Origin of the sequence: Planktothricoides raciborskii GIHE-MW2, from assembly GCF_040564635.1 — a bacterium.
Taxonomy (GTDB): domain Bacteria; phylum Cyanobacteriota; class Cyanobacteriia; order Cyanobacteriales; family Laspinemataceae; genus Planktothricoides; species Planktothricoides raciborskii.
Window position 1 is genome coordinate 348,361 of sequence record NZ_CP159837.1, and the last position, 24,499, is coordinate 372,859.

At 45.9% G+C, this 24,499-nt stretch carries 17 protein-coding genes; 9 read left to right on the plus strand and 8 right to left on the minus strand.

Annotated features, from left to right (window positions below):
- The first annotated feature begins 209 nt into the window (after positions 1–209).
- On the plus strand, positions 210–2,528 hold the full coding sequence (gene glgB, locus ABWT76_RS01380; RefSeq protein ID WP_054465147.1) for a 1,4-alpha-glucan branching enzyme: 2,319 nt from the start codon (positions 210–212) through the stop codon (positions 2,526–2,528).
- A 130-nt stretch (positions 2,529–2,658) separates the two neighbouring features.
- Here glgB and psbP read toward each other — a convergent pair whose 3' ends face one another.
- Positions 2,659–3,201 (minus strand): photosystem II reaction center PsbP, encoded by a 543-nt coding sequence (psbP, locus tag ABWT76_RS01385; protein WP_054465146.1) that lies wholly within the window; start codon positions 3,199–3,201, stop codon positions 2,659–2,661.
- Between the two features lie 320 nt (positions 3,202–3,521).
- On the opposite strand from psbP, the gene ABWT76_RS01390 reads away from it, so the two are divergent.
- The 3 genes from ABWT76_RS01390 to ABWT76_RS01400 all read left to right on the plus strand — a co-directional run bounded on the left by ABWT76_RS01390 (position 3,522) and on the right by ABWT76_RS01400 (position 7,720).
- Positions 3,522–4,406: an alpha/beta fold hydrolase gene (locus tag ABWT76_RS01390; protein ID WP_054465145.1), complete on the plus strand. Its 885-nt coding sequence runs from the start codon at positions 3,522–3,524 to the stop codon at positions 4,404–4,406.
- A 1,095-nt stretch (positions 4,407–5,501) separates the two neighbouring features.
- The gene (locus ABWT76_RS01395; RefSeq protein WP_354635516.1) at positions 5,502–6,575 is read left to right on the plus strand and encodes a PstS family phosphate ABC transporter substrate-binding protein; all 1,074 of its coding nucleotides are present in this window, start codon (positions 5,502–5,504) and stop codon (positions 6,573–6,575) included.
- Positions 6,576–6,727: 152 nt separating this feature from the next.
- Positions 6,728–7,720, plus strand: a complete 993-nt coding sequence (locus ABWT76_RS01400) for a DALR anticodon-binding domain-containing protein (RefSeq protein WP_054465143.1) — start codon at positions 6,728–6,730, stop codon at positions 7,718–7,720.
- A 329-nt stretch (positions 7,721–8,049) separates the two neighbouring features.
- On the opposite strand, the gene ABWT76_RS01405 is transcribed toward ABWT76_RS01400, so the two are convergent.
- The 4 genes from ABWT76_RS01405 to gloA form a co-directional block, all read right to left on the minus strand.
- On the minus strand, positions 8,050–8,535 hold the full coding sequence (locus tag ABWT76_RS01405) for a glutathione peroxidase (RefSeq protein ID WP_054465142.1): 486 nt from the start codon (positions 8,533–8,535) through the stop codon (positions 8,050–8,052).
- A gap of 277 nt (positions 8,536–8,812) precedes the next feature.
- Entirely contained in the window at positions 8,813–9,511 is a 699-nt protein-coding gene (locus tag ABWT76_RS01410) for a hypothetical protein (protein ID WP_156331562.1), read from the minus strand.
- 339 nt (positions 9,512–9,850) lie between these two features.
- Positions 9,851–10,918, minus strand: a complete 1,068-nt coding sequence (locus ABWT76_RS01415) for a D-alanine--D-alanine ligase family protein (protein ID WP_054465139.1) — start codon at positions 10,916–10,918, stop codon at positions 9,851–9,853.
- 142 nt (positions 10,919–11,060) lie between these two features.
- The gene (gloA, locus tag ABWT76_RS01420; protein WP_054465138.1) at positions 11,061–11,486 is read right to left on the minus strand and encodes a lactoylglutathione lyase; all 426 of its coding nucleotides are present in this window, start codon (positions 11,484–11,486) and stop codon (positions 11,061–11,063) included.
- Positions 11,487–11,859: 373 nt separating this feature from the next.
- On the opposite strand from gloA, the gene eno reads away from it, so the two are divergent.
- From eno to ABWT76_RS01435, 3 genes are all read left to right on the plus strand, one after another.
- A complete protein-coding gene (gene eno / locus ABWT76_RS01425) occupies positions 11,860–13,149 on the plus strand; it encodes a phosphopyruvate hydratase (protein WP_354635518.1) in 1,290 nt (429 codons plus the stop codon).
- Between the two features lie 849 nt (positions 13,150–13,998).
- On the plus strand, positions 13,999–16,647 hold the full coding sequence (locus tag ABWT76_RS01430) for a protein kinase (RefSeq protein ID WP_354635519.1): 2,649 nt from the start codon (positions 13,999–14,001) through the stop codon (positions 16,645–16,647).
- A gap of 518 nt (positions 16,648–17,165) precedes the next feature.
- Positions 17,166–17,417 carry a DUF4926 domain-containing protein gene (locus ABWT76_RS01435; protein ID WP_354635520.1) on the plus strand — a complete coding sequence of 84 codons (252 nt, stop codon included), beginning with the start codon at positions 17,166–17,168 and terminating at the stop codon, positions 17,415–17,417.
- 208 nt (positions 17,418–17,625) lie between these two features.
- Here the strand turns inward: ABWT76_RS01435 and ABWT76_RS01440 are convergent, their stop codons facing one another.
- The 3 genes from ABWT76_RS01440 to rppA form a co-directional block, all read right to left on the minus strand.
- On the minus strand, positions 17,626–17,919 hold the full coding sequence (locus tag ABWT76_RS01440; protein WP_354635521.1) for a DUF2281 domain-containing protein: 294 nt from the start codon (positions 17,917–17,919) through the stop codon (positions 17,626–17,628).
- A gap of 224 nt (positions 17,920–18,143) precedes the next feature.
- A complete protein-coding gene (gene rppB, locus ABWT76_RS01445) occupies positions 18,144–19,511 on the minus strand; it encodes a two-component system sensor histidine kinase RppB (RefSeq protein WP_354635522.1) in 1,368 nt (455 codons plus the stop codon).
- A 5-nt stretch (positions 19,512–19,516) separates the two neighbouring features.
- Positions 19,517–20,212 (minus strand): two-component system response regulator RppA, encoded by a 696-nt coding sequence (gene rppA / locus ABWT76_RS01450; protein ID WP_354636454.1) that lies wholly within the window; start codon positions 20,210–20,212, stop codon positions 19,517–19,519.
- Between the two features lie 135 nt (positions 20,213–20,347).
- Between rppA and ABWT76_RS01455 the strand changes: the two genes are divergently transcribed.
- Both ABWT76_RS01455 and ABWT76_RS01460 read left to right on the plus strand, forming a co-directional pair.
- Entirely contained in the window at positions 20,348–21,013 is a 666-nt protein-coding gene (locus ABWT76_RS01455) for a cobalt transporter (protein ID WP_354635523.1), read from the plus strand.
- Between the two features lie 137 nt (positions 21,014–21,150).
- Positions 21,151–24,306 carry an efflux RND transporter permease subunit gene (locus ABWT76_RS01460; protein WP_354635524.1) on the plus strand — a complete coding sequence of 1,052 codons (3,156 nt, stop codon included), beginning with the start codon at positions 21,151–21,153 and terminating at the stop codon, positions 24,304–24,306.
- The last annotated feature ends 193 nt before the right edge of the window (positions 24,307–24,499 follow it).

Below are 24,499 nucleotides of genomic sequence, written 5' to 3' on the forward strand. Positions count from 1 at the left end.
TGTCCCTGTCCTCAACCGGAAAACCGATGACCACTGGAGCTTGCCTAGGCTTGTAACAATTTCTCACATAAAACAAATTTATCCCCAAACGTGGGATAAATTAAGTGAGAAATCGCTGAAAACTCATAACAATGAGATGTTTTTATAAACAAGATCAAGAGGCAACTTATCTTTTCTCACATTAGTAAACTTCATAATTAGGTAGGTTCATGTCCATAACCATTACTCCCGATCAAGTTAACAGTATTGTATGGAACCAACATCAAGACCCCTTTCAAATCCTTGGGCCTCATCCGATTGAAGAAAATGGCAAAGTAACAAGCTGGGTGGTGCGAGCTTATCTACCCAACGCCGAAGCAGTCTGGGTCGTACTCCCAGAAGTCAGAAAAGAATATTCCATGCAATCGGTGCATAATGCTCACTTCTTTGAATGCACCATCGAAACAACCGAACTTTCTAACTATCAGCTACGGGTCAAAGAAGGCGATCGCGAACGGGTGATCTACGATCCTTATGCCTTCCGGTCTTCCAAACTCACGGACTTTGACATCCATTTATTTGCCGAAGGCAACCATCACCGCATCTATGAAAAACTAGGCGCCCATCCAATGGTGGTTGAAGGAGTCAAAGGGGTATATTTCGCCGTTTGGGCTCCCAATGCTCGCAACGTATCAATTTTGGGAGATTTTAACTCCTGGGACGGTCGCAAACACCAAATGCGGAAAATCGGCAACGGGATTTGGGAGTTGTTCATTCCTCAAATTGGGGTAGGGGAAGCCTACAAATATGAAATTAAGAATAATGAAGGTCATATTTACGAAAAATCCGATCCCTACGGTTTCCAACAAGAACCCCGCCCCAAAACTGCCTCGATCGTTACGGACTTAGAAACCTACACCTGGACCGATCGCGACTGGATGGAAAAACGGCGTCACACCGATGCCTTAACTCAGCCCGTTGCCGTCTATGAATGCCATTTAGGTTCTTGGCTACACGCAGCTTCAGCGGAACCAGCGGTTAAACCCGACGGCACCGAAGAACCCGTAGTGGTTGTGTCGGAACTGAAAACCACCGCTCGTTTTCTCACCTACCGGGAACTCGCCGATCGCCTCATTCCTTACGTCAAAGAACTCGGCTACACTCATATCGAACTGCTACCCATTGCCGAACACCCCTTTGATGGCTCCTGGGGCTACCAAGTCACCGGCTACTTTGCTCCCACTTCTCGCTACGGCAGTCCCGAAGACTTCATGTACTTCGTGGATCAGTGCCACCAAAACGGCATTGGGGTATTGGTAGACTGGGTGCCCGGTCACTTCCCCAAAGATGGTCACGGTTTAGCCTTCTTTGATGGGACTCACCTCTATGAACACGCCGACCCGCGCAAAGGCGAGCACAAAGAATGGGGCACCTTGGTATTTAACTACAACCGCAACGAAGTGCGGAACTTCCTCTATGCCAATGCCCTATTCTGGTTTGACAAATACCACATTGACGGCATTCGGGTGGATGCAGTGGCGTCTATGCTGTATCTGGACTATGCCCGGAAACCAGGGGAATGGGTTGCCAACCAATATGGCGGACGGGAAAATATTGAAGCGGCTGATTTCCTGCGGCAGGTTAATCACCTGATTTTCAGTTATTTCCCAGGGACACTTTCTGTGGCGGAAGAGTCCACCGCTTGGCCGATGGTTTCCTGGCCGACTTATGTGGGCGGTTTGGGCTTTAACCTCAAGTGGAATATGGGCTGGATGCACGATATGCTGGACTATTTCAGCATGGATCCTTGGTTCCGCCAGTTCCACCAAAATAACGTCACCTTCAGTATGTGGTATAACCACAGCGAGAATTTCATGCTGGCGTTATCTCACGATGAAGTGGTTCACGGTAAGAGCAATATTATTGGCAAGATGCCGGGCGATCGCTGGCAGAAATTCGCTAACCTGCGCTGCTTATTTGCCTATATGTACGCCCACCCAGGGAAGAAAACCATGTTTATGGGCATGGAATTTGGCCAATGGAGTGAGTGGAATGTCTGGGGTGACTTGGAATGGCAACTGTTGCAGTATGAACCCCACCAACAAACTAAGCGCTTCTTTAGTGAATTAAACCGGCTTTATCGCCAACAACCCGCCCTTTATACTTGGGATTTTGCTCAGGAAGGGTTTGAGTGGATTGATTGCAGCGATAACCGTCATAGCGTAGTTTCTTTTATTCGCCGCGCTAAAGACTCCGATGAATTTATTTTGACAGTTTGTAACTTCACCCCTCAACCCCACAGCCATTACCGGGTTGGCGTACCCGAACACGGTTTTTATACCGAAATCTTTAACAGCGATGCTAAAGAATTCGGCGGCAGCAATATGGGCAACCTAGGCGGTAAATGGGCTGATGAATGGTGGATGCACAATCGTCGCTATTCTTTGGATCTTTGCTTGCCTCCTTTGGCGGTGGTGATGTTCAAACTCGATCGCCAAAAAACCGAAGAAGCCCGTAAAGCTTTGTTAGCAGAAAGTCAGAATCAATAAGTTCTCATAAAACCTAGAAACCGGGTTTCTGTCAAAATATCTTCGCCACCTAGAAGATATTTCACAGAAACCCGGTTTCTTTTTCAATGGTGGGCAAAAGCCCACCAGAAATACCACCAAAAAATTGAAATTAATAAACGGAGAAAGAAGCCACCACTTGCTTTAAAGTTTCCGCAGTTTTTTGCCAGCGATTTGCGGTGGTAGACACATTAAAGCTGAATAGTTTACCGCGACTAATCGCCACACTGGCAATATCATGGCGATCTTGGTTGGCCAATTTTACCGCATATTCTAAGATATAATAAGTTTTGTCTTTCTTTTCTATGGCAGTGGCATTGATTAACTCTGCTTGTCTTCCAGAACCTTCAGGGGCGATCGCTTTCTGCAAGATTTTATATCCCACCGTTGAAGGATCGCCAATATCCTGAAGTTTTTCATTTTCTGGAATTTGAGAAATCACCACGCTGACATTTTCGCTCGACTCAATTAAATCTTTGAACACCACATCTGGGCCATTTTTCACCGGCACCTCAACCCATCCATTCGGATACAAAAATTCATAACCTTTATAGCTATTCACATAAGGTTTTAAACCTGTGGTCGGTGAACTCACACAACCTGTTAAGCTAATAGTCAAAACAACGAGAATAATGGCAGCAATTCGTTTAAGCATCTTTCTGATTTCCTTGCAATCTTCCGATCAATGACTCTGACTTGAATATAAGCCTGCCCCCGTGAAGACGAGGGTCAGAGCCATTCACCATAGATTTATTTTCACATCCAATGGCCGCTTTTCTCGATCTTTTGTCGCGTTGTAGAGCATGGTAGAACCAAGGAAAGGTAGCGCGATCGCTGTCCCCTCCCGAACCTCATCCCCTCCCGAACCTCATCTCCTCGAGAACCTCATCCGACGGCAGTCCCCCGACGTAGCAACACATCTGCATCAAAGCTTTATGATAATCAAATATCCTTTACAAAACTTCATAACTGACCGTGATTGCAGAACCACTTACCTCACCCAGTACCTTGGAACCACTCACCTGGGAGTGGCAAAACCATCAAATTAAATACATCGTCAAAGGCACAGGTCTGCCCCTAGTTTTGGTGCATGGGTTCGGTGCCTCCATTGGACATTGGCGTAAGAATATTCCCGCCTTGGCTGAGGGGGGTTATCGGGTTTTTGCTCTGGACTTATTGGGATTTGGCGGTTCCGATAAAGCCCCAGTGGACTATTCCGTGGAACTGTGGCAACAATTGCTCAAAGATTTCTGGCATGAACATATTCAAGAACCCGCTGTATTTATTGGCAACTCTATTGGGGCGCTGCTGAGTTTGGCGATCGCCGCTAATCATCCCGAAATCGTCGCTGGTGGGGTATTGCTAAACTGTGCCGGTGGCTTAAATCACCGTCCTGAAGAACTGCATTTTCCCCTGCGGCAAATTATGACCATCTTTACTAATGTGGTCAGTTCCCCAGGGTTAGGGCCATTTCTCTTTGACCGCATTCGCCAAAAACATCGCATCCGCAACACCTTGCGGCAAGTTTACGGCAACAAATCTGCTATTACCAACGAATTAGTCGAATTACTTTATCAACCCTCTTGCGATCCAGGGGCGCAAAAAGTTTTTGCCTCCATTGTCACCGCCCCTCCAGGCCCACAACCCACGGAATTATTACCCTTGGTCAAATGTCCCCTCTTAGTTTTGTGGGGCGAAGATGACCCCTGGACTCCGGTGAGTGGCGGGCGAATTTTCCAAGAGTTTGCGCGATCGCAACCCATTAAATTTGTTTCCATTCCCAAAACCGGCCACTGTCCCCATGACGAACGGCCAGAAGTGGTCAATCCGTTAATTTTAGATTGGCTCAACAATCTGTAATTGTTCGTCATTAAAGGAAATAGTGTTTCCTTGGTGAAACAGCTTGATGCGGAGCAATTAGGCATCAACATTAAGCATCAAGAGCAACAAAAGGTGGGCAATACCCACCTTTTTATCATTTTTAATTATGTCTAGAATAAAAAATCAGTTTAGGTTAAAATAACCAATATATCGAAACCCTAGATGAATTGTGAGAGAATGGAAGAGATAAGTAGAGACAGCCAGTGGCTTCTATTCTATGCTAGACGACTTAGGATTGCTATATCTAGCAAAAATTAGCATAACTCTGTAGGCGATCGCCCACAAAGAGAAAACCGGGTTTCTTTCCGTAGGGGTTGGCAGCGGATGGGATAGTTGATGGGATAGTTGATGGGATATTCCGTTGGCAGCGGATGGAATAGTTGATGGGATAGTTGATGGGATATTCCGTTGGCAGCGGATGGAATAGTTGATGGGTTGACGGTTTGTAAATAATATCAGGGCTATCTGAAAAGCGATCGCTATCCGATTCAGAAAGTAGTCAACCCAAATAGCCCAGAAACCGGGTTTCGGTTTTGAATATCAGCAGTTATCTGTGGAATGCTTTCAAAGAAACCCGGTTTATTGCTTGGGGTAGAGAAATAAGCTGCCAACCAACCGCTATCCGATTCAGAAAATAGTCAACCTATCCGCTGCCAACCCCTATCCGCTGCCAATCAGGTATATATATGGGTTATATATATGGGCGCATACTATTCCCATTATAAAGTCTTACGATGATTTTATTATAAATTAATTTTGGAGAACTTGTCAATAGTTTTTTCGGTAAATTTTTGGTTAAATTTGATTAAAAATCGATAAAATTTTAAATAAACCCAATTTATCAGCTAAAGAAACTATTTTTTGAACCAAAGCAGCGTAATATCCCAGCCAGCTTGCAACTACCAGGAGATCGCATCAAAAAAATCTGAAAATTCAGAACAAGCAAAAAATGCGAATCGCTATTAAGGGAGACAAATCGCTACTATAAACGTATTTACAAATGGGGATAAATCATGGAAAACATCCCCTTTGCTTAATCTGCCAATAGCCTCTAGCGTCAAACAATCATCACTTATGTCTCAAAAAAACGACACCACGATTCTGGTCTTAGCCCTGCTAATTACCGTAGGTTTAGCAGGCGGTGGAGTTTGGTGGTTTACGGGTCTAAAAAACCGCGCCTCCGACCCCAGGGGAACAGATTCTAATTCCCAGACAACCCCTGCTCAAGGCTATAATCAAAATTCCCCTAGCTCAAATTTTAGCCCAGTTAAAACTTTTGCCCAAATACAAAATGTTCCCCAGGCATTAGTCAGCTATGGGGGCAGTACCTCTTGGTCGCCGATCCGCCAAGAAGTCGATGCTTTAATTCAAGTTGTTTGGCCTGACTTTAAGCTGCGTTATACCCAACATCCGACAAAACCTCCGGGGTCTACGACTGGCATTGAGATGCTATTAAACGATCAATTAGCCTTTGTTCAGTCTTCGCGATCAATTAAAGATACAGAATATGAACAAGCTCAACAAAAAGGGTTTACTTTGAAACAAATTCCTGTGGCTATTGATGGCATTGCGATCGCCGTCAACCCAACTCTGAATATTCCCGGCTTAACTGTCACCCAGCTTAAACAAATTTATACCGGCAAAATTACCAATTGGAACGAAGTAGGCGGATCAAACTTAGCCATTGTTGCTTATTCTCGCAGACCGGAAGACAGCGGCAGCGTAGAGTTTTTCATCGATAATATTCTGAATGGAGAAAAGTTTGCTGATAATGTTTCTTTTATCCCCACAACCACTGAAGCTTTGCGCCTAGTGGCGAATAATTTGGGGGCAATTTACTATGGTTCGGCGCCGCAAGTTGTCCCGCAATGTCAGATAAAATCAATCGCGATCGCCAATCAAGAGGCAGAATTTATTCCTCCGTATCAAGAGCCTTGGGTGTCCCGGGAAGAATGCCCAACTAAGCGGAATCAATTAAATCAAGCTGCTTTTCAAAGTGGAGCATATCCGATTACCCGCAGATTGTTTATCATCGTCAAACAAAATGGGCAAATCGACCAGCAAGCGGGTGAAGCTTATGCTCAGTTACTTTTAAGTGACCAAGGACAAGATTTAATTGAAAAAGCTGGATTTGTGAGAATTCGTTAATTTTTTCAAAATCAATCCCTAAAGATTGTTGCATCCCCTGAATAGCCGGGGCAATTCATAAATTGCCCCGGCTATTCGAGCGGCAATCGAGCAGCGATCGCCCCCATGTTTAGTCACTAATCATTAGTCACCCACCATTAGTCACCAACAAAATGAATAAATCACAGAATCAAGATAATTTGGCCAGCCATGCCCAAAAGTGGCCAGAGGAATTTTGGGCAGCGATTGATTTATTCTCCCTGAAATCGCGATTTTGCGATCGCTTAATCAATGCCACCTCTGATTATTTGTTAGCAACGCGATCGCCTGCTATTGACAATCAAATGCCAATATTGACGCCCTCAACGATGCCATTAAACCGCACCAAAGACGTAGAAAAAGTCATCTATATTTCCGCGATCGCCTTCAAATTGCAAAAGACCCTGCAAAAAGCCCAGGAAAAAGCCCAGCAAAAAGCCCCGGCAGAAATTGCCGAGGCGATCGGTTCTTTAATCGAGCCTTCCCCCGATTTCACCGTTCATATTCGTGACGGTTGGATTCAATTCCATCTCAGCGAACCAGGGTTAGCCACCTGGTTGCAACGTCTCAGCCAATGGCCCAGCCAAACTCACGGTTCAGAGAACCCACACCAAAGTCAAAACTGGCAAAAAATCTATGCCACATTGGATGCCACAAATAATCTCACAAATAATCTCTTTCTACTGGAATACACCCACGCTCGATGTTGCTCGCTGCTGCGCTTGGGCGATCGGGAGCAACTAATCAGCCTGTCTGAGTCCAGCTTGTCGGAACATAGCACCGATCTGCAAATTATCAACCCCAATCCTATCCCCTGGTTAAGCGATCGAAACCAACTGCGTCCGATCCACCTAACGGAACGCACCCTAATTTCCCAATTAATCACGACCCTAGATACCCTCTCAACTTGCAAAAGTGAGATTGTCACCAAGCTTATGGTGAAATTAGCCACTGATTTAAGTCAAGATTTACTTATATTTTATGCTGCCAATCCCATCTGGAGCAAAATTAAAACCGAAAATTTGGCTTTGGCACAAGCCAGATTAGGCTTAATTTTAACCACGCAAATTGTCTTAAAACTCTTACTAGAAAAAGGTTTAGGGATTTTGCCCCCCCAAGAGATGTAACCACCGAACCATCAGACAAGCAAAAAATTCCTCCCAAGACTCGAAAAAAACTTGATAATTTTTGCCCAAGGGGGTGACAAATCGGGTAACTATTCGCTATACTGCGATTAGTGTGAGGAGCGAACCAGTTAGAGCACCGAGACGAAACACGGCCAGTCGTCGGTGCTCTTTCTGATCTTTAGGTATTTTTTATTAGATATTGGTTGTTAAATATTGGTTGTTAAATATTAGTTGTTAGATATTGGTTATTAGATATTGGTTATTCGAGAGCAACAACCCCTAATAACCAACAGCCCCTAATAACTAATAACTAACAACCAATAACAAAATTACTGGTGCAATTCTCGCTCAATTGCCCCAGTCAACTCCGCTGACTCGGGGGTGACGCTACTACGATAGCGCCCTACCACTTCACCTTTTTTATTAACCAGAAATTTCTCAAAATTCCAAGAAACATCTCCCGGTGGTTTGCCCTGACTGGTTAACATAGTATAAAGGGGATGTTGCTGCGACCCTTTGGCATGAACTTTATCAAAGAGATCAAAAGTAACACCATAATTTTTGGTGCAGAATTGGACAATTTCCTGATTAGTTCCTGGTTCTTGGGCACCATAATCATTGCAAGGAAATCCCAAGACCCGTAAGCCAGAATCTTTATATTTCTGGTGCAGTTTTTCCAGACCAGCATATTGAGGAGTATAGCCGCAGTAAGAAGCTAAGTTAACAATTAGCAATACATTGCCTGCATAGTCTTTGAGGGATTTATCTTCCCCGGCGATGGTCTTAACGGTAAGGTCGTGAATTGTTTCGCTCATTTGGGTTATGATTTTTTTGTAGGTAAACTCTATTATATGACAATTATGACAATTGGGAACAATTGCTGTTATTTTTATTTAATAGTTTCAATTATTTTTGATTATTTAAAAGGCTGGCTGGCGGGCTTTTGTTGGCCAATGAAACTGCTGAAATTGACAATTCAATGGTTATATTCATTGGTTAAAATATCAAGTTAATCAACTTAATCAAGTTAAAAGGAAATCACCCCTAGTAAATATAGAGGTGATGCGGATGGTGTTTGCTGGTGGGGATTGATTAATCCGCTTTGAAGCATTGAGAAATTAGCCAAGTCACGCCAGCACCACCGAGAGCGATCGCACTATATGATAACCAAGAGTTTTCTGCTGGCTGACTTTGAATTTGACTAGCCGGTGACTCATAAGAAGCGGAATAAGTCGTGGCATATTCAGGGTTGATTAACACCTTACCGGCTAACCCACCGCTAATGATTAAAATCATCCAAGTTGCGCCACAAACAGCCCAGCCATAGCGGGTCATTAGGTTTAAAAATACCCTTAACCTGGGGTAGGATCTGGCGACTCTTCGGGCCGGACGACGAACTCGGATTTTGCGGGGTCTTTCGATGACCTGCGGTGAGGCACTGAGCGATCGCCTCACAGAAACCTCAGTGGTAGGAGGCAGCGGGTTCAATTGACGAGAAGCACGAGCCGCTCGCCAATGCTGAAAAGTAGGAATGGACTGGTTTTCTTCGATCTGGTTTACCGTTAAACGGCGCAACCGCTGTAGCTGATATTCTTGGTTTGGCGTCAGGTGGCCTAACTGCAAAGGGGGCGGTGACACTGGAGGCACTAAAGCTTGCAAGCGTTTTAGCTGCCGCTGCTGGTAAGAGTCGCGATCGTACCAGTCTAGATCGCTCCAACTTGATATGGAATTCAAGGGTTCAATGGTGGGCGATCGGGAGAAGAATGATTGCGAGTTTGGGTAATTCATCATTAGTCTGGAGTCTGGCAATTAAGTCTGGCAATTAATTCTGGCAGTAGTATGGCAATTAATTTCTGGCAATGATCTGGCAATGATCTGGCAATGATCTGGCAATGAATTGAAATAAATGAATTGAAATAACCGATTAACCTTTAAGCCGTTAAACTAAGCGGTTAAAGATCAAATATCCATGCTCAAGCATCAATTATCAACGATCCCAGAGCAGATTCCCGAACAAATTTCACCCTGAACTATTAATCAGGTTAACAATTCCGGGGGGAATTCCCTTGACTCCCCTCGGAAACAATAGGGGGAAAAATTCCGGGAAAAATTCCGGGAAAAATTAACTGGTTAACTCGCGGGATGTCGTTCTAAAGCCAGTTGAATCAGGCGATTGACTAATTCTGGAAACGGAATGCCCGTGGCCGCCCAAAGCTGGGGATACATACTCAAAGAAGTAAAACCGGGCAGGGTGTTCACTTCATTAATCAAGATTTCGCCAGTTGCTTCTACATAAAAGAAGTCCATTCTCGCCAAACCCGCACAATCAATGGCTAAAAAGGCTTTGACCGCCATTTCTTGAATTTGCGTGGTCACGTCCGGGCTTAATGCTGCCGGAATATGCAGTTGCGCTTTACCGTCGGTATATTTGGTTTCGTAGTCGTAAAAATCACTTTGATAAGTAATTTCTCCCACCACAGAGGCTTTTGGCTGGTCATTTCCTAATACCGCACATTCTACCTCTCTGGCGACAACTCCGGCTTCCACAATCAAACGGCGGTCAAAGGTGGCGGCTTTGTCTAAAGCGGCTTCCAGTTCAGAGCGCGATCGCACCTTGGAAATGCCCACGGAAGAACCCAAGTTGGCCGGTTTCACGAAACAAGGATAGCCCAAAGTTTCCTCGATTTTGTCGCAAAGTTTGGGAAAGACACAAGGATTTGACCAAACCTCTGAGCGACTAACACTCATATATTTAACTTGGGACAAACCAGCCTGAGCAAAGGCATCTTTCATGGCTAATTTATCCATACCCACCGCCGAACCCGTGACCCCACTACCCACAAATGGCGCTTGCATTAAGGTCAATAATCCTTGAATGGTGCCATCTTCGCCGTTTGGCCCGTGGATGATGGGAAACCAAACATCCACTTCTGCGGCAGCAGGGGGAAATTGCCATAACTGCGATCGCCGCTCGATAATTTCTGAACAGGCGATCGCCTCTCCGGTTTCTAGCACCTGTTGCGCCACCGCTGGGCCTTGCCACAAGCCATTTTTCTGCACATAAAACGGCAGCATTTCATATTTATCACCATTGCCGCCCTCTCTCAGTCCACGAGCGATCGCCCGCGCTGAGATAATCGAGACTTCATGCTCCCCGGAACGACCGCCAAACAACAGACCCACCCGCAATTTTGTCATACTTTCCTTTTCCTCTCTTTGACTGAAGTCCGTACACCCCCAACCACACATTATCCGAGATAGCCTAGCATAACAGGCGATCGGCGAGGGTATAACATAATTGATAATTATCAATTATCAATTACCTAAGATCCAGCCCGGACTAAACCGTAGCCACCGCTGATTTAGTCGTAGCAGTTCCTTGAGTGCCGAGTTGAATCAACTCAATCTTGTAACCATCGGGATCTTCCACAAAAGCAATCACCGTGGATCCGTGCTTCATCGGCCCAGGTTCGCGAGTCACTTTTCCTCCTTGGGCTTTAATCTGCTCGCAGGTATCATAAATATCATCAACGCCTAAAGCAATATGACCATAAGCATTTCCCAGGTCGTACTTCTCAACCCCCCAGTTATAAGTCAACTCAATCACCGTATGGTCTGACTCATCCCCATAGCCCACAAACGCCAGGGTAAACTCGCCCCCCGGATAGTCTTTTTGGCGTAAAAGCTTCATCCCCAGCACATTGCAGTAAAAGTCCAGAGATTTTTCCAAGTTGCCGACTCGCAACATCGTGTGTAGCATTCGCATATCTGAATTATCCCAATTTCTTGACTTTATTTCTTGACTTTGATTTATTTTACGAGTCTATTCACAAATAGGGAATGTTGGCGGTTGACCGTCCGCAAGTCATAAGGGAACCAATGACCAAGGACTTCCTGGCAAACAACTTTCCAACTTTCCAACTTTCCAACAAATAATAAATAATAAATAACAAATAACAAATAACAAATAACATTTTTTCGGGATCGATAGATATTCTTAAATATCGTCAGTTTTGAGAAAGTTGGCTGTATCTTGAATGTTGATGGCCAGTGGCGACAAACATCTCACTCCAATGCTTAAGCCAAGACTCAAGGCCATCGGCAACCATCCACAACAGATACAAAAGATACAGACAACTATGCTAGATACAGCAATTGAAACGATTAAAGCCCGTGAAATTCTCGACTCTCGCGGACGCCCGACCGTAGAAGCAGAAGTTTATCTGGCTAACGGTGCATCAGGTCTAGCCCAAGTGCCTAGTGGCGCGTCCACAGGGACTTTTGAAGCCCATGAACTCCGTGATGATGAACCAGGACGCTACGGTGGCAAAGGTGTTCTCAAAGCCGTGCGAAATGTGATCGGCAAAATTGAGCCAGAATTAAACGGGGTAGATGCCCTCGACCAAGCTACCGTCGATCGGATGATGATCGATCTGGATGGATCGGGCAACAAATCACAATTAGGGGCAAATGCAATTTTAGCCGTGTCTTTGGCAACAGCAAAAGCCGGGGCAGATGCGTTACAAATTCCCCTTTATCGTTATCTTGGCGGCCCATTATCTAATGTGTTGCCGGTGCCATTGATGAACGTGATTAATGGTGGGGCTCACGCCGCAAATAACGTCGATTTTCAAGAATTTATGATTGTGCCTCATGGTGCTGCTTCTTTTCAAGAAGCCTTACGCTGGGGGGCTGAAGTATTTGCTTGCCTGAGCAAAGTATTGGCGGAAAAAGGTTTGCTAACTGGGGTCGGTGATGAGGGCGGTTTTGCCCCTAATTTGGGTTCTAACCAAGAAGCGTTAGATATTCTCATGTTAGCCATTCAAAAAGCCGGTTATAAACCCGGAGAACAAGTGGCTTTAGCAATGGATGTGGCTGCCAGTGAATTTTACAAATATGGCAAGTATGTCTATGAAGGCAGCGCCCACGAACCAGGGGAATTAATTGATTATTTGGCCAAGTTGGTAGACCAATATCCGATTGTTTCCATTGAAGATGGATTGCATGAAGATGATTGGGCAAATTGGCAAATTTTAACTCAAAAATTGGGTAAGAAAGTGCAGTTAGTAGGTGATGATTTGTTTGTGACAAATCCCACCCGCTTGCAAAAGGGCATTGAACAAGGTGCGGCGAATGCAATTCTGATTAAGCTGAATCAAATTGGTTCTTTAACGGAAACTTTAGAAACCATCGATCTGGCAACTCGTAATGGTTATCGTTCGATGATTAGTCACCGTTCTGGAGAAACCGAAGATACCACGATCGCCGATTTGGCGGTGGCCACTCGTGCTGGTCAAATTAAGACAGGTTCTCTGTGCCGCAGTGAACGAGTTGCTAAATATAATCGCTTACTTCGGATTGAAGATGAATTGGGCGATCGGGCTGTTTATGCAGGTAAAGTTGGCTTAGGTCCTAGCGGTTCTAAGTAATAGTCAAAAACTCCGGTTTTTTTCGGTAAAAACCGGGGTAATTCTACTGCTAAAATATCAGCTTAAATTTTGCCCGCTGATTCAGTATTTGAATCAGCGGGTTGATTATTCAGATTTTATAAGTTAAAATAATTAATTGATAATAATCATACCATTTTTGGTTACTAATTCCTGTAGGGGCAAACCATGACCGCAGATATAGCAATTGTCATAGTTATGAAGTACAAAAAAAAACTGTCATTCCCGCGCGGGAATCCAGAAAAACTCTGTACTTCATTCGGACAATAACCGCTTTATTTGTCGGTTAAAAAATTAATTTTAATCCGGTCATGCTTTGCCCTGATCTGCGGTGTGTGTTCAAATCCAGAATTAACTGCCGGTCAGGGCGGCGTTGCATTCGGGTAAAGAATTAACTGTTCAAATCCAGAATTAACTGCCAGAATGCTTCGCCCCTACAACCCCCCTACAACTGTAGGGGCAAAGCATGACCGCAGATATTTCTTGGTTAACCGATTAATTTTAATACGGTCATGCTTTGCCCTTACCAGCCGTGTGAGTTCCAACCCAGAATTAACGGTCAGGGCGAAGGATTCGGGTAAAGAATTAACTGTTCAAATCGAGAATTAACTGCTGGTAAGGGCGGCGTTGCATTCGGGTAAAGAATTAACTGTTCAAATCCAGAATTAACTGCTGGTAAGGGCGGCGTTGCATTCGGGTAAAGAATTAACTGTTCAAATCCAGAATTAACTGCCCGAATGCTTCGCCCCTACAGAAACCATCACCATCGTCAACCCGTGGCACAATAAATAAAAGAACCTGACCCACCAGCCAAACCCAGAGGCAAATATCGTGTATTGGCAACCCGGACATAAACTCAAAACCCGCCCCTATCAAATTGAAGCGGAGATCGGACAAGGCGGTTTCGGCATCACCTACAAAGCGCGACATCTTGAACTCAAGCATCAAGTAGTGCTGAAAACCCCCAACGCCATGCTCCGCAACGACCCCGCCTATCCCAGATTTGAAGAGCGTTTTCGCAAAGAAGGGCAAATGCTGGCCCAACTGAGCCAACAAGCTCATCCTTCCATTGTGCGGGTCAGCGACTTATTTACCGAAGATAGTATCCCCTGTTTGGTGATGGATTTGGTGCCGGGGGGTAGTTTATTCGACCTGGTACAAGAACGCGGCCCCCTCCCGGAAACCCAGGCGGTGGAGTGTATTCGCCAAATTGCCGATGCGTTGGTTGTGTCCCATGACATAGGAATTGTGCATCGGGACGCCCACGCCCTCAATATTATGGTGGCGAATCAAAACCGGGCAGTATTGATTGATTTTGGCATTGCGGGGGATATTGCCCCGATGGTGAGCAAAACGCGCCTCGCATTTAATCCCGCATTTGCCCCTTATGAGCAAATTGTTAGGGGCAGTGGTTTACCCACGGTGGATGTTTACACTCTCGGTGCCTCCTTATATTATGCGGTGACAGGAGAGCTACCCACTCCGGCTTTAGAACGGAAAGATAACCAGGCTTTGATACCGCCAAAACAGCATAATCCCCAGATTAGCGATAAGTTACAGGCAGCGATTATTCAAGCAATGGCCCTGGAAGCGGCAAACCGACCCCAAACCATGCGGGATTTTTTGGCTTTGCTGCCAACAGGGGCAAACCAGCAGTCCGTGTCCCCGCCACCAGGGGCAAATCAACAACCCATGTCCCCGTCACCAAGGGCAAACTATTTTATCCTTCCAGAATTGACCGCCCAAGGCATGGTGCTACGACTGGGACGGGGAGAAATCAAAGAAGTAATTCCCCTGAACCAGGAATTAACCATAGTCATTGCTGGTGGCAGTGCAACCCTATTTAACCTGCGGACAGGGGAAGCCCTCTGGGAAATTGACTGTCCTGCTTGGGGTGGGGCGGTGACTGCTGACGGGCGGCTGTTGGCTTTAGGTGGATACAAAGATATTTACCTCTGGGATTTAACTACGGGGCAGTTTTTGCGCCAATTCCAGGGACATACATGGTATGTGAATAGCGTAGCCTTCAGTCCTGATGGTCGAACCCTGGCTTCTGGGAGTAGGGATAAAACCGTGCGACTATGGGATGTGGCAACGGGACGGGAACTGCGCCAACTCCAGGGACAGACAAGCATTGTGAGAAGCGTAGGCTTCAGTGCCGATGGGAAATACGTGGCTTCTGGGAGTGAGGACGAAACAGTGCGACTGTGGGATGTGGCTACGGGACGGGAACTGCGCCAACTCACTGGACATACAAACTATGTGAATAGCGTCAGCTTCAGTCCAGATGGTCAAACCCTGGCTTCTGGGAGTCGGGATAAAACAGTGCGACTGTGGGATGTGGCTACGGGACGGGAACTGCGCCTACTCCAGGGACATACAAACAGTGTGAGAAGCGTAGTCTTCAGTCGAGATGGTCAAACCCTGGCTTCTGGGGGTGAGGATACCGTGCGACTGTGGGATGTGGCTACGGGACGGGAACTCCGCCAACTCCAGGGACATACAGAATGGGTGTGGAGCGTCAACTTCAGTCCCAATGGTAAAACCCTGGCTTCTGGGGGTGAGGATACCGTGCGACTGTGGGATGTGGTGACGGGAGAGGAACTGCAACTGCGCCAACTCACCGGACATACAAGCTATGTGAATAGCGTCAGCTTCAGTCCCGATGGTCAAACCCTGGCTTCTGGGAGTTCGGATAATACAGTGCGACTGTGGGATGTGGCTACGGGACGGGAACTGCGCCAACTCATCAGACATACATTCTGGGTGAATAGCGTCAGCTTCAGTCCCGATGGTAAAACCCTGGCTTCTGGGAGTAGGGATAAAACAGTGCGGCTGTGGGATGTGGCAACGGGACGGGAACTCCGCCAACTCACTGGACATACAAACGATGTGACTAGCGTCAGCTTCAGTCCCGATGGTCTAACCCTGGCTTCTGGGATTGGGAATAAAACAGTGCGACTGTGGGATGTGGCTACGGGACAGTTTTTGCGCCAACTCCAGGGACATACAGGCGGTGTGAAAAGCGTCAGCTTCAGCCCTAATGGCCAAATCCTGGCTTCTGGGAGTGGAGATGAAACCGTGCGGCTGTGGGATGTGACCACGGGACGAGAACTGCACCAATTCACTGGACATACAAGCTATGTGAGTAGCGTCAGCTTCAGTCCTGATGGTAAAACCCTGGCTTCTGGGAGTTGGGATAATACCGTGCGACTGTGGGATGTGGCTACGGGACGGGAACTGCGCCAACTCACCGGACATACAAGAAGTGTGTATAGCGTCAGCTTCAGTCGAGATGGTAAAACTCTGGCTTGTGGGAGTTGGGATAATACAGTGCGACTGTGGGATGTGGCTACGGGACGGGAACTGCGCCTACTCCAGGGACATACAGACACTGTGTATAGCGTGGCATTCAGCCCCAATGGCCAAATCCTGGCTTCTGGGAGTAAGGATGGTGTGGTGCGGTTGTGGCGGTTGTAGGGGTTCGGTGGGGTTGGGGTGTAGGGTGTGCGGGGTGGTTCTGTAGGGGCGAAGCATTCCGGCAAATGATTTTTGACTGAAACGGAGGATATATTACCGGAATGCTTCGCCCTCTGCGGGGTTCAACAATACCAGGGCGAAGCATCCCGGTAATAGGTTGCTGGTTAAGAGCGATAACATATCTGCCGGGATGCTTCGCCCCTACGGGGTTCATGCCATTATGTAGGGGCGAAGCATGATTGGCAAAGAATCTCTGGGACAAAACCAGCAACCTATTACCCGAATGCTTCGCCCTCATATTATTTTAGAGGAGAGAAACAGATAATTTTTCCAGCGGTAAGGGCGAAGCATTCCGTAGGGGCGAAGCATTCCGGCAGTCAATTTAATATTCCAAGCAATAGGTTATCTGCCGGAATGCTTCGCCCGTACATTAATATTTTAAGCAATAATTTATCCGCCGGAATGCTTCGCCCCTACAGGTATTTGTGGTTTATTAAATATAAAATTTCTGGCTGAAGATGAATCCAATTAAATTACATGATTTAGTGGCAATTACAGAAAATATTAAAACCCAGCGGTTTATGAGTCCAGAAGAAATTATCTTACCCAGAGGGCAAGTGGGCACAGTTGTGGAAGAATATAATAATGGCACCGCTTTTGAAGTGGAATTTTCCGATGTGAATGGTCAAACTTATGCGTTAGTTTCTTTGACTGCCGAACAAGTTATGTTACTTTATCCAGATTCGTCTAATCTTATTTTGACTTATTAAGCAGAAACCCGGTTTCTAGGTTTTGGTGGGAGCAAAGAAACCGGGTTTCTGTTTGGCATTCCACAGATAATTGTGATATGTGGAAAAGAAACCCGGTTTCTAGGTTTGGGTGGGGGCAAAGAAACCGGGTTTCTGTTTGGCATTCCACAGATAATTGTGATATGTGGAAAAGAAACCCGGTTTCTAGGTTTGGGTGGGTGCGATCGTTTCATTCCATATATTCTTTCATGTCTTCAAGGGGTTCATCAAAGTCATCAGGCAGTGGTAAAACAAACATTCCTTGCATAGTTCCGGCAACACGACGCTTTTTTGGCGGCGGTTCTTGAACCGATGTTTCCGCGTGTTTCTCTATCAAAAACTCAATATAATGAAGCACTTCTGACTGAAGGGAATCAGGGAGTTTGGCTAATTTTTCTAAGAGAACTGGCTGGATCATAGTTTCTGCTCGCGATCGCAAACTATCACTTCTATTAAAACAGCGATCGCCCAATTTTGTCAACATTAGCCATGATTTTTTTATGGTGCCTAGCTTAATTATTCGATAATTGTAAACCTGTAGGGACACGGCATTGCCGTGTCCTCAAACAATGCCGTGTCCTAAATATGAAAAATTAAGAGCGATCGCATATTTTTATCGAGGATTAATCGGTGCGTTACGACCCGATTAAAGGTTAAATTTATTTAGCATAAATAGTCGCGGGTCTAACGCACCCTACGCATATTTTACTAGGTTTGGGTGGGAGCGATCGCGATTTCTAAAGTAAAAATGCTGCCTTTGCCTAACTCACTTTCAACTTTAAGATGGGCTTGATGTTTTTGGGCGATCGCTTGGGCAATCGCTAACCCTAATCCAGTGCCACCAGTTTTACGAGAGCGATCGCTATCGACACGATAAAACCGCTCAAAAATATGGCTTTGTTGCTCCATAGAAATGCCAATCCCGGTATCTTTGACCGTAATAATCGCGGTGCGCTCGCGAAGGGTTAAAATCACCATTACCAAGCCCTCAGCGGTAGTGTATTGAATCGCATTCGCAATCAAATTTGAGACTAAACGATAAAGTTGTGATTCGTTGCCCAGCACATAAATTTCTTCTGCACAAACTTGACTATTTAATTGAATATTAGCAGCGGTAGCCAGTTCTAAAAATTCTTCGGCTAAATCATTAACTAAATCATTTAAACAACAGGGTTTAAACGGTTTTGCCGACATATCTTGCTCTAAACTGGTTAGCAACAGTAAATCAGCGATGAGTTGGCTTAATCTTCTTCCCTGTCGTTCCACGGTTTGCAGCATGATCGGAATATCTTGCTGATTGGATGACCCTAAACGCAGAATAGCTTCTACGGTTGCTAAGAGACTGGCAAGGGGCGATCGCAACTCATGGGCAGCATTCGCGGTAAACTGTTGCTGTTGCTGATAAGACTGATAAATCGGTTGCATTGCTAATGCTGAAAGCCACCAACTAGAGGCAGCAACTAAGCCCAAAGCGATAAAAAATCCTAGGGTTAAAATTTCTTTAATTCTTCTGTTTTCGGCATCAAAAGAGGCTAAAGTGCGGCCAATTTGCAGATAACCCCAAGAACCATGATCGTGTCCGGGAATATGACCCTTAGCACTATGTAAAATAGTGGTGAATTGGCGATAGCGAATGCTATTTTTATCCTGAATAATTTGCCATGAAGTCGAAGTTAAACTCTGGGGAGGAGGAGAGGGTTGATTCGGGGAAAAAGCCAGTAGTTTTCCGTGACGATCGAATAAGCGAATGTAATAAAGATTGCGATCGCTAATCCCCGTGGTATGTCGCTGAATTAACGTGGGGCGAACATGACAAGATTGCCCAACTAAACATAAATCTGGAAAAATTTGCTGCAACACCACTGCCGGATCGCCGGAAGCCGGTAACATGGGTTCCAAGCTATCATGCAAGGTTCCGGCGATCGACTCAATTTCTCGTTCCAACGCGACCCAGTTAGACTGAACAATCGATCGATACATCCCAAAACCCGATAAGCCCAAAATTCCCCCCATCACTACGGCATACCAAAGGGCTAACCGGATGCGACTACGGCGAAATAGCAAATGGATATTCATGGTTTTCATGGTTTCAAGGTAAAGCGATAGCCTTGACCGGGAACGGTTTCAATCGGGCAATCGCATTGGTAGCTGGCGAATTTCCGCCGCAACAGTCGCATTTGGGCGGCGACAACATTACTAATCGGTTCTTCATCGATATCCCAAAGTTGCTGGCGAATTTTGCTGCCGGAAATAATTCGATTGGGATTTTGCATCAAATAGGCAAGTACCTGAAATTCTTTGATGGTTAAAGGAATCATCAGGGGCGGGCGTTCGCTTTGTTGAACCGATAGCTGATTATTCCCATGATCCAGGGTAAACTCTCCCACCGTCAAGGTTAGAGGTTGTAGCTGGGGCGATCGCCGCTGAAGTGCCCGCAATCGTGCCAGCAATTCTTCCATCACAAAGGGTTTGACTAAATAGTCATCGGCTCCCGCATCCAACCCCGCTACCCGATTTTCCGGCTGTCCCAATGCGGTCAGCATCAGCACAGGTAAAGGATTTTTATGTAATCTGAGTTTTTGACACAACTCCAGACCGGACAATCCGGGAAGCAACCAATCCACGATCGCCACGGTGTAGTCCGTCCATTGGCTTTCGATGCAGTCCCATGCGCGTGTACCATCGGTCAGCCAATCCACCACATATTTCTCACCCATCAGAACTTGCTTAATTGCCAGTCCTAAATCTGTCTCATCTTCCACCAGTAAAATTCGCATCGATTCACGGAAATCAACCACGGGGTTGATTTTACCCAAACATGGGCTATTTCATCTCAATTTCATCTGTGCTTTGGCAGACTATGAAAAATTTGAGTTGATTTTTGTTAAACCCCCTAGTTATTGTCAGGAGTAATGATGAAAAGCTTTCCGCTAGTCAGTTCCATTCTTGCAGCCACTTTAACCATCAGTTGCCCCACCATTGTGTTTGCTCATGTGGGACATGGGGATGAATTCCAAGCAACTGGGGGAATTAACCGAGTGCAGGTTAACCCGCAAACCGATCAAATGTTGGGCATTGTGGTGACAGCGATCGACGCTACGACTGCTGATGGTTCTGGGGTGATGATTCCCTTTACTGCCTTAGTTGATGCGGACGGCAAGCAGCTTGTTTTTGTCCAATACAAAAATTTTTATGAGCCGGTGGAAGTGACCACGGGTGCAACCCAAGGGGATTTGATTTCGGTGACGCAAGGGTTGTCCGTTGGGGAAAAGCTGGTGACTCAGGGCAGCTTATCCCTGTATGCGGAATCGCGCAAAACTCAAACCGCCGATGCTGCCACAACTCCAGAGCCGATTTCTGCTCCCGCACCCGTTGCTTCGGCACCAGTTTCCCCGGCAACCGACCAGACCCATGATACTTCTGGCAATATGGTGCAATCCTCTGGGGAACAGTCTGGTGAAACGACTCAGAAATCCGGTGGTTTCCCAATGGGGATTTTGGCCGCCCTTGGGGGTGGGGCAGCGTTATTGGTGGGAGCGATCGCCGTTGTGGGCAACCGCAAGAAAGGGGGCGTTTAAGTAGGTGGGCAGAAATAAATGCACTACAGACCCCACGAGAGAGAAGAAAGGCTGTCATTCCCGCGAAGGCGGGAATCCAAAGCCTATTGGCGGAAAACGAAAAGTGCAATTAATTATGTTCACCTACTTAATTTAAAATGCTGAATTCACTATTGAATCAAATCCTGAAAAACTCGATCGCCCAACGGTGGCTGATTGTGGTTGGTGCGATTTTTGTCACCGTCTGGGGCATCTTTACCATCACCCTTATGCCGTTAGATGTGTTTCCCGAATTTGCGCCGCCCCAAGTGGACATTCACACGGAAGCCTCTGGACTGGCCCCAGAGGAAGTGGAAACTCAAATTACGGTGCCGATCGAAAGTGCTGTCAATGGCTTGCCCGGAGTCACGATGGTGCGATCGTCCTCCAAAGTTGGACTATCAATGGTTCATGTAGTCTTTGACCAAGAGGCAGATATTTATAAAGCCCGACAAGCGGTGACAGAGCGACTTCAGCAGGTGACAAATCAACTGCCAGAGGGAACGCATCCGCCAGAAATTTCGCCCCTGGTTTCGCCTTTGGGGACAATTTTGCAGTACGCCTTCACTGTTAATGGACAAGGGCAAACTTCGTTAATGGATTTGCGCCGTCTTGTGGAAGTCACCCTGAGTAATCAAATTCTTTCTGTAGCGGGAGTCTCTCAAGTCACGGTTTATGGGGGAGATGAACGGCAGGAACAGGTCTTAGTCGATCCCGCAAAGCTGCGATCGCTGAATGTTTCCCTTACCGAAGTCACCGATGCCGCCAGAAGTGCCAATGCCAATGCTCCGGGCGGCTTTCTCATTGGTGGCGGTCAAGAGTTATTGGTGCGGGGTATGGGGCAAATCAAATCGATTGAAGATTTGCAACAGTCTGTTGTCAAAGTCGAAAATAACCAACCGATTCTCTTAAAAGATGTGGCAGAGGTGAAAACCGGCAATGCCTTAAAACGCGGGGATGCCAGTTTTAATGGCCAGCCTGCGGTGGTGCTGATGATTAATAAACAGCCCGATGTGGATACGCCGACGGTTACGAAAGCCGTAGAAACGGTGATGGCATCTTTGCAGAGGACATTTCCCCCAGATGTGCAGCTTGTACGGACATTTCGCCAGTCTAATTTTATTGATACGGCGATTCAAAATGTCAGTGGTTCTCTGTTAGAAGGGACTATTATTGTGTCCGTAATTATGCTGCTGTTTTTGATGAATTGGCGCACGGCGGCGATTACTCTGAGCGCAATTCCCCTATCTTTATTGATTGGGTTAATGTTGATGAAAGCCTTTGGCTTGGGCATTAATACCATGACATTAGGCGGTTTAGTGGTGGCGATCGGCTCAGTGGTGGATGATTCGATCGTAGATATGGAAAACTGCTATCGCGGACTGCGAAAAAATCAAGCCCAGGGCAATCCAAAACATCCCTTTCAAGTGGTTTATGACACATCGGTAGAAGTGCGTTTAGCCGTAATTTTTTCCACGGTAATTATCGTGGTTGTCTTTGCACCAATTTTTAGTTTGACCGGGGTGGAAGGACGCATTTTTGCCCCAATGGGTTTGGCTTATTTACTCTCGATTTGTGCGTCTACTTTCGTCGCCATGACCCTTTCTCCAGCACTTTGTGCTATTTTGTTAGCCAACCAAACCCTGCCACAAGAAGGCACGTTGATTTCACAATGGGCCGAACGCTTATATCGTCCGTTGCTAAATCTATCGTTAAAAACTCCTCAAATTATTCTCGGTGTGGCACTCGCGGGATTAGTCGCTACTTGCGCGATCGTGCCATCTTTAGGAAGGGTGTTTTTGCCAGAATTTCAAGAAAAATCTTTAGTAAATTCGATGGTATTGTTTCCTGGAGTTTCCCTGGAAATGACCAATCGCGCTGGGATGGCATTGTCTAATTTAATTCAAGATAATCCTCTCTATGAATGGGTGCAAGTGCGGGCTGGACGCGCCCCCGGAGATGCTGACGGTGCTGGGGTGAATATGGCTCATGTGGATGTGGAACTGAGCGATCGCGCCCTGGAAAAGAGAGAAGCTAGTATTAAACAACTGCGGGAAACATTCCTCAAGTTACCGGGAGTTGCGCCTAATATTGGCGGATTTATTTCTCACCGGATGGATGAGGTTTTATCCGGGGTGAGAAGTGCGATCGCCATCAAAATATTTGGTTCTGATTTAATCGAATTACGGAAAATTGGCGAACAAGTTAGAGATGCAATTCAGCCCATTACTGGAGTGGTAGACTTGCAACTTGAACCGCAATTACCCATTCGTCAGGTACAAATTCAGTACAGTCGCGCAGCCGCAGCCAACTATGGTTTAAGCATGGCGGATATTTCTGATGTAGTCGAAACCGCCCTCAACGGTCGAATCGTCTCCCAAGTACCGGAAAATCAACAATTAATTAATATTGTGGTGGGCTTATCAGAATCAGCCCGAAATAATCTTGATGCGATTCGCGCTATTCCCATTAGCACTCCCACGGGACAAATCATTCCCCTGAGTACCGTTGCCAAAGTGGAATATGGCATGGGAGCCAATGTAGTAAATCGGGAAAATGTGTCTCGCTTAATTGTAGTTTCTGCCAACGTCCAAGGGCGTGACTTAGGCAGTGTGGTGGGCGATATTCAATCGCAAATTCAACAAAAAATCCAACTACCCAATGGTTATTTTATCCAATACGGTGGACAATTTGAGGCAGAAGAAAATGCTACTAATAATTTATTATTATATAGCATTTTAGCGGCGATCGTTATTACAGTCTTAATGTTCTTTTCGGTGAAATCACTCTCCGCCACGATCGCCATTATGATTAACCTACCTTTGGCTTTAGTTGGTGGGATTGTTTCCATTATTTTGACTGGTGGCGTGATTTCCGTTGCCTCTTTAATCGGATTTATTACCTTGTTTGGGGTTGCGGTGCGAAATGGTTTGTTATTAGTCGATAACTATAACCAAAAATTCGCCGAAGGAATGCCCCTGAAAGATGTAATTATTAATGGTTCTCTAGAACGAGTCAATGCCATTCTGATGACCGCTTTAACCTCCGCTTTAGGAATGTTACCATTAGCGATCGCCAGTGGCGCTGGAAATGAAATTTTACAACCCTTAGCGATCGTGGTTTTAGGTGGTTTATTTACTTCCACGGCGTTGACATTATTAGTCATTCCGGCTTTATATGCCAAATTTGGCAAACAATTGATGCCAAAACCAAAGCCAGCCGTTGTAGAAATCAGTTCTTTTTTCAGACCTGAATCATCAACGGAAGCAAGCTAAAACCTGTCTGGTTATTCCAGAGTATAAAAGTGCGAAACATGGCGCGATTGTCTTTACCAAGTTGGTAGGCGATCGCTTTTTTCATAACCACCCGTCAAAAGCTAAAAAAAGGGGGAAAAAGAGGGGCTAATTTGTGATAAATTATCAATTTCATGTGCTGCTATGGTCAGTAAGTGATTCCCGAATTCGGTCT

Coding starts and splice junctions, on each gene's coding strand:
- glgB (WP_054465147.1), top strand. CDS start 210: ATGTCCATAACCATTACTCCCGATCAAGTTAACAGTATTGTATGGAAC.
- psbP (WP_054465146.1), bottom strand. CDS start 3,201: ATGCTTAAACGAATTGCTGCCATTATTCTCGTTGTTTTGACTATTAGC.
- ABWT76_RS01395 (WP_354635516.1), top strand. CDS start 5,502: ATGTCTCAAAAAAACGACACCACGATTCTGGTCTTAGCCCTGCTAATT.
- ABWT76_RS01400 (WP_054465143.1), top strand. CDS start 6,728: ATGAATAAATCACAGAATCAAGATAATTTGGCCAGCCATGCCCAAAAG.
- ABWT76_RS01405 (WP_054465142.1), bottom strand. CDS start 8,535: ATGAGCGAAACAATTCACGACCTTACCGTTAAGACCATCGCCGGGGAA.
- ABWT76_RS01410 (WP_156331562.1), bottom strand. CDS start 9,511: ATGATGAATTACCCAAACTCGCAATCATTCTTCTCCCGATCGCCCACC.
- ABWT76_RS01415 (WP_054465139.1), bottom strand. CDS start 10,918: ATGACAAAATTGCGGGTGGGTCTGTTGTTTGGCGGTCGTTCCGGGGAG.
- gloA (WP_054465138.1), bottom strand. CDS start 11,486: ATGCGAATGCTACACACGATGTTGCGAGTCGGCAACTTGGAAAAATCT.
- eno (WP_354635518.1), top strand. CDS start 11,860: ATGCTAGATACAGCAATTGAAACGATTAAAGCCCGTGAAATTCTCGAC.
- ABWT76_RS01435 (WP_354635520.1), top strand. CDS start 17,166: ATGAATCCAATTAAATTACATGATTTAGTGGCAATTACAGAAAATATT.
- ABWT76_RS01440 (WP_354635521.1), bottom strand. CDS start 17,919: ATGTTGACAAAATTGGGCGATCGCTGTTTTAATAGAAGTGATAGTTTG.
- rppB (WP_354635522.1), bottom strand. CDS start 19,511: ATGAATATCCATTTGCTATTTCGCCGTAGTCGCATCCGGTTAGCCCTT.
- rppA (WP_354636454.1), bottom strand. CDS start 20,212: ATGCGAATTTTACTGGTGGAAGATGAGACAGATTTAGGACTGGCAATT.
- ABWT76_RS01455 (WP_354635523.1), top strand. CDS start 20,348: ATGATGAAAAGCTTTCCGCTAGTCAGTTCCATTCTTGCAGCCACTTTA.
- ABWT76_RS01460 (WP_354635524.1), top strand. CDS start 21,151: ATGCTGAATTCACTATTGAATCAAATCCTGAAAAACTCGATCGCCCAA.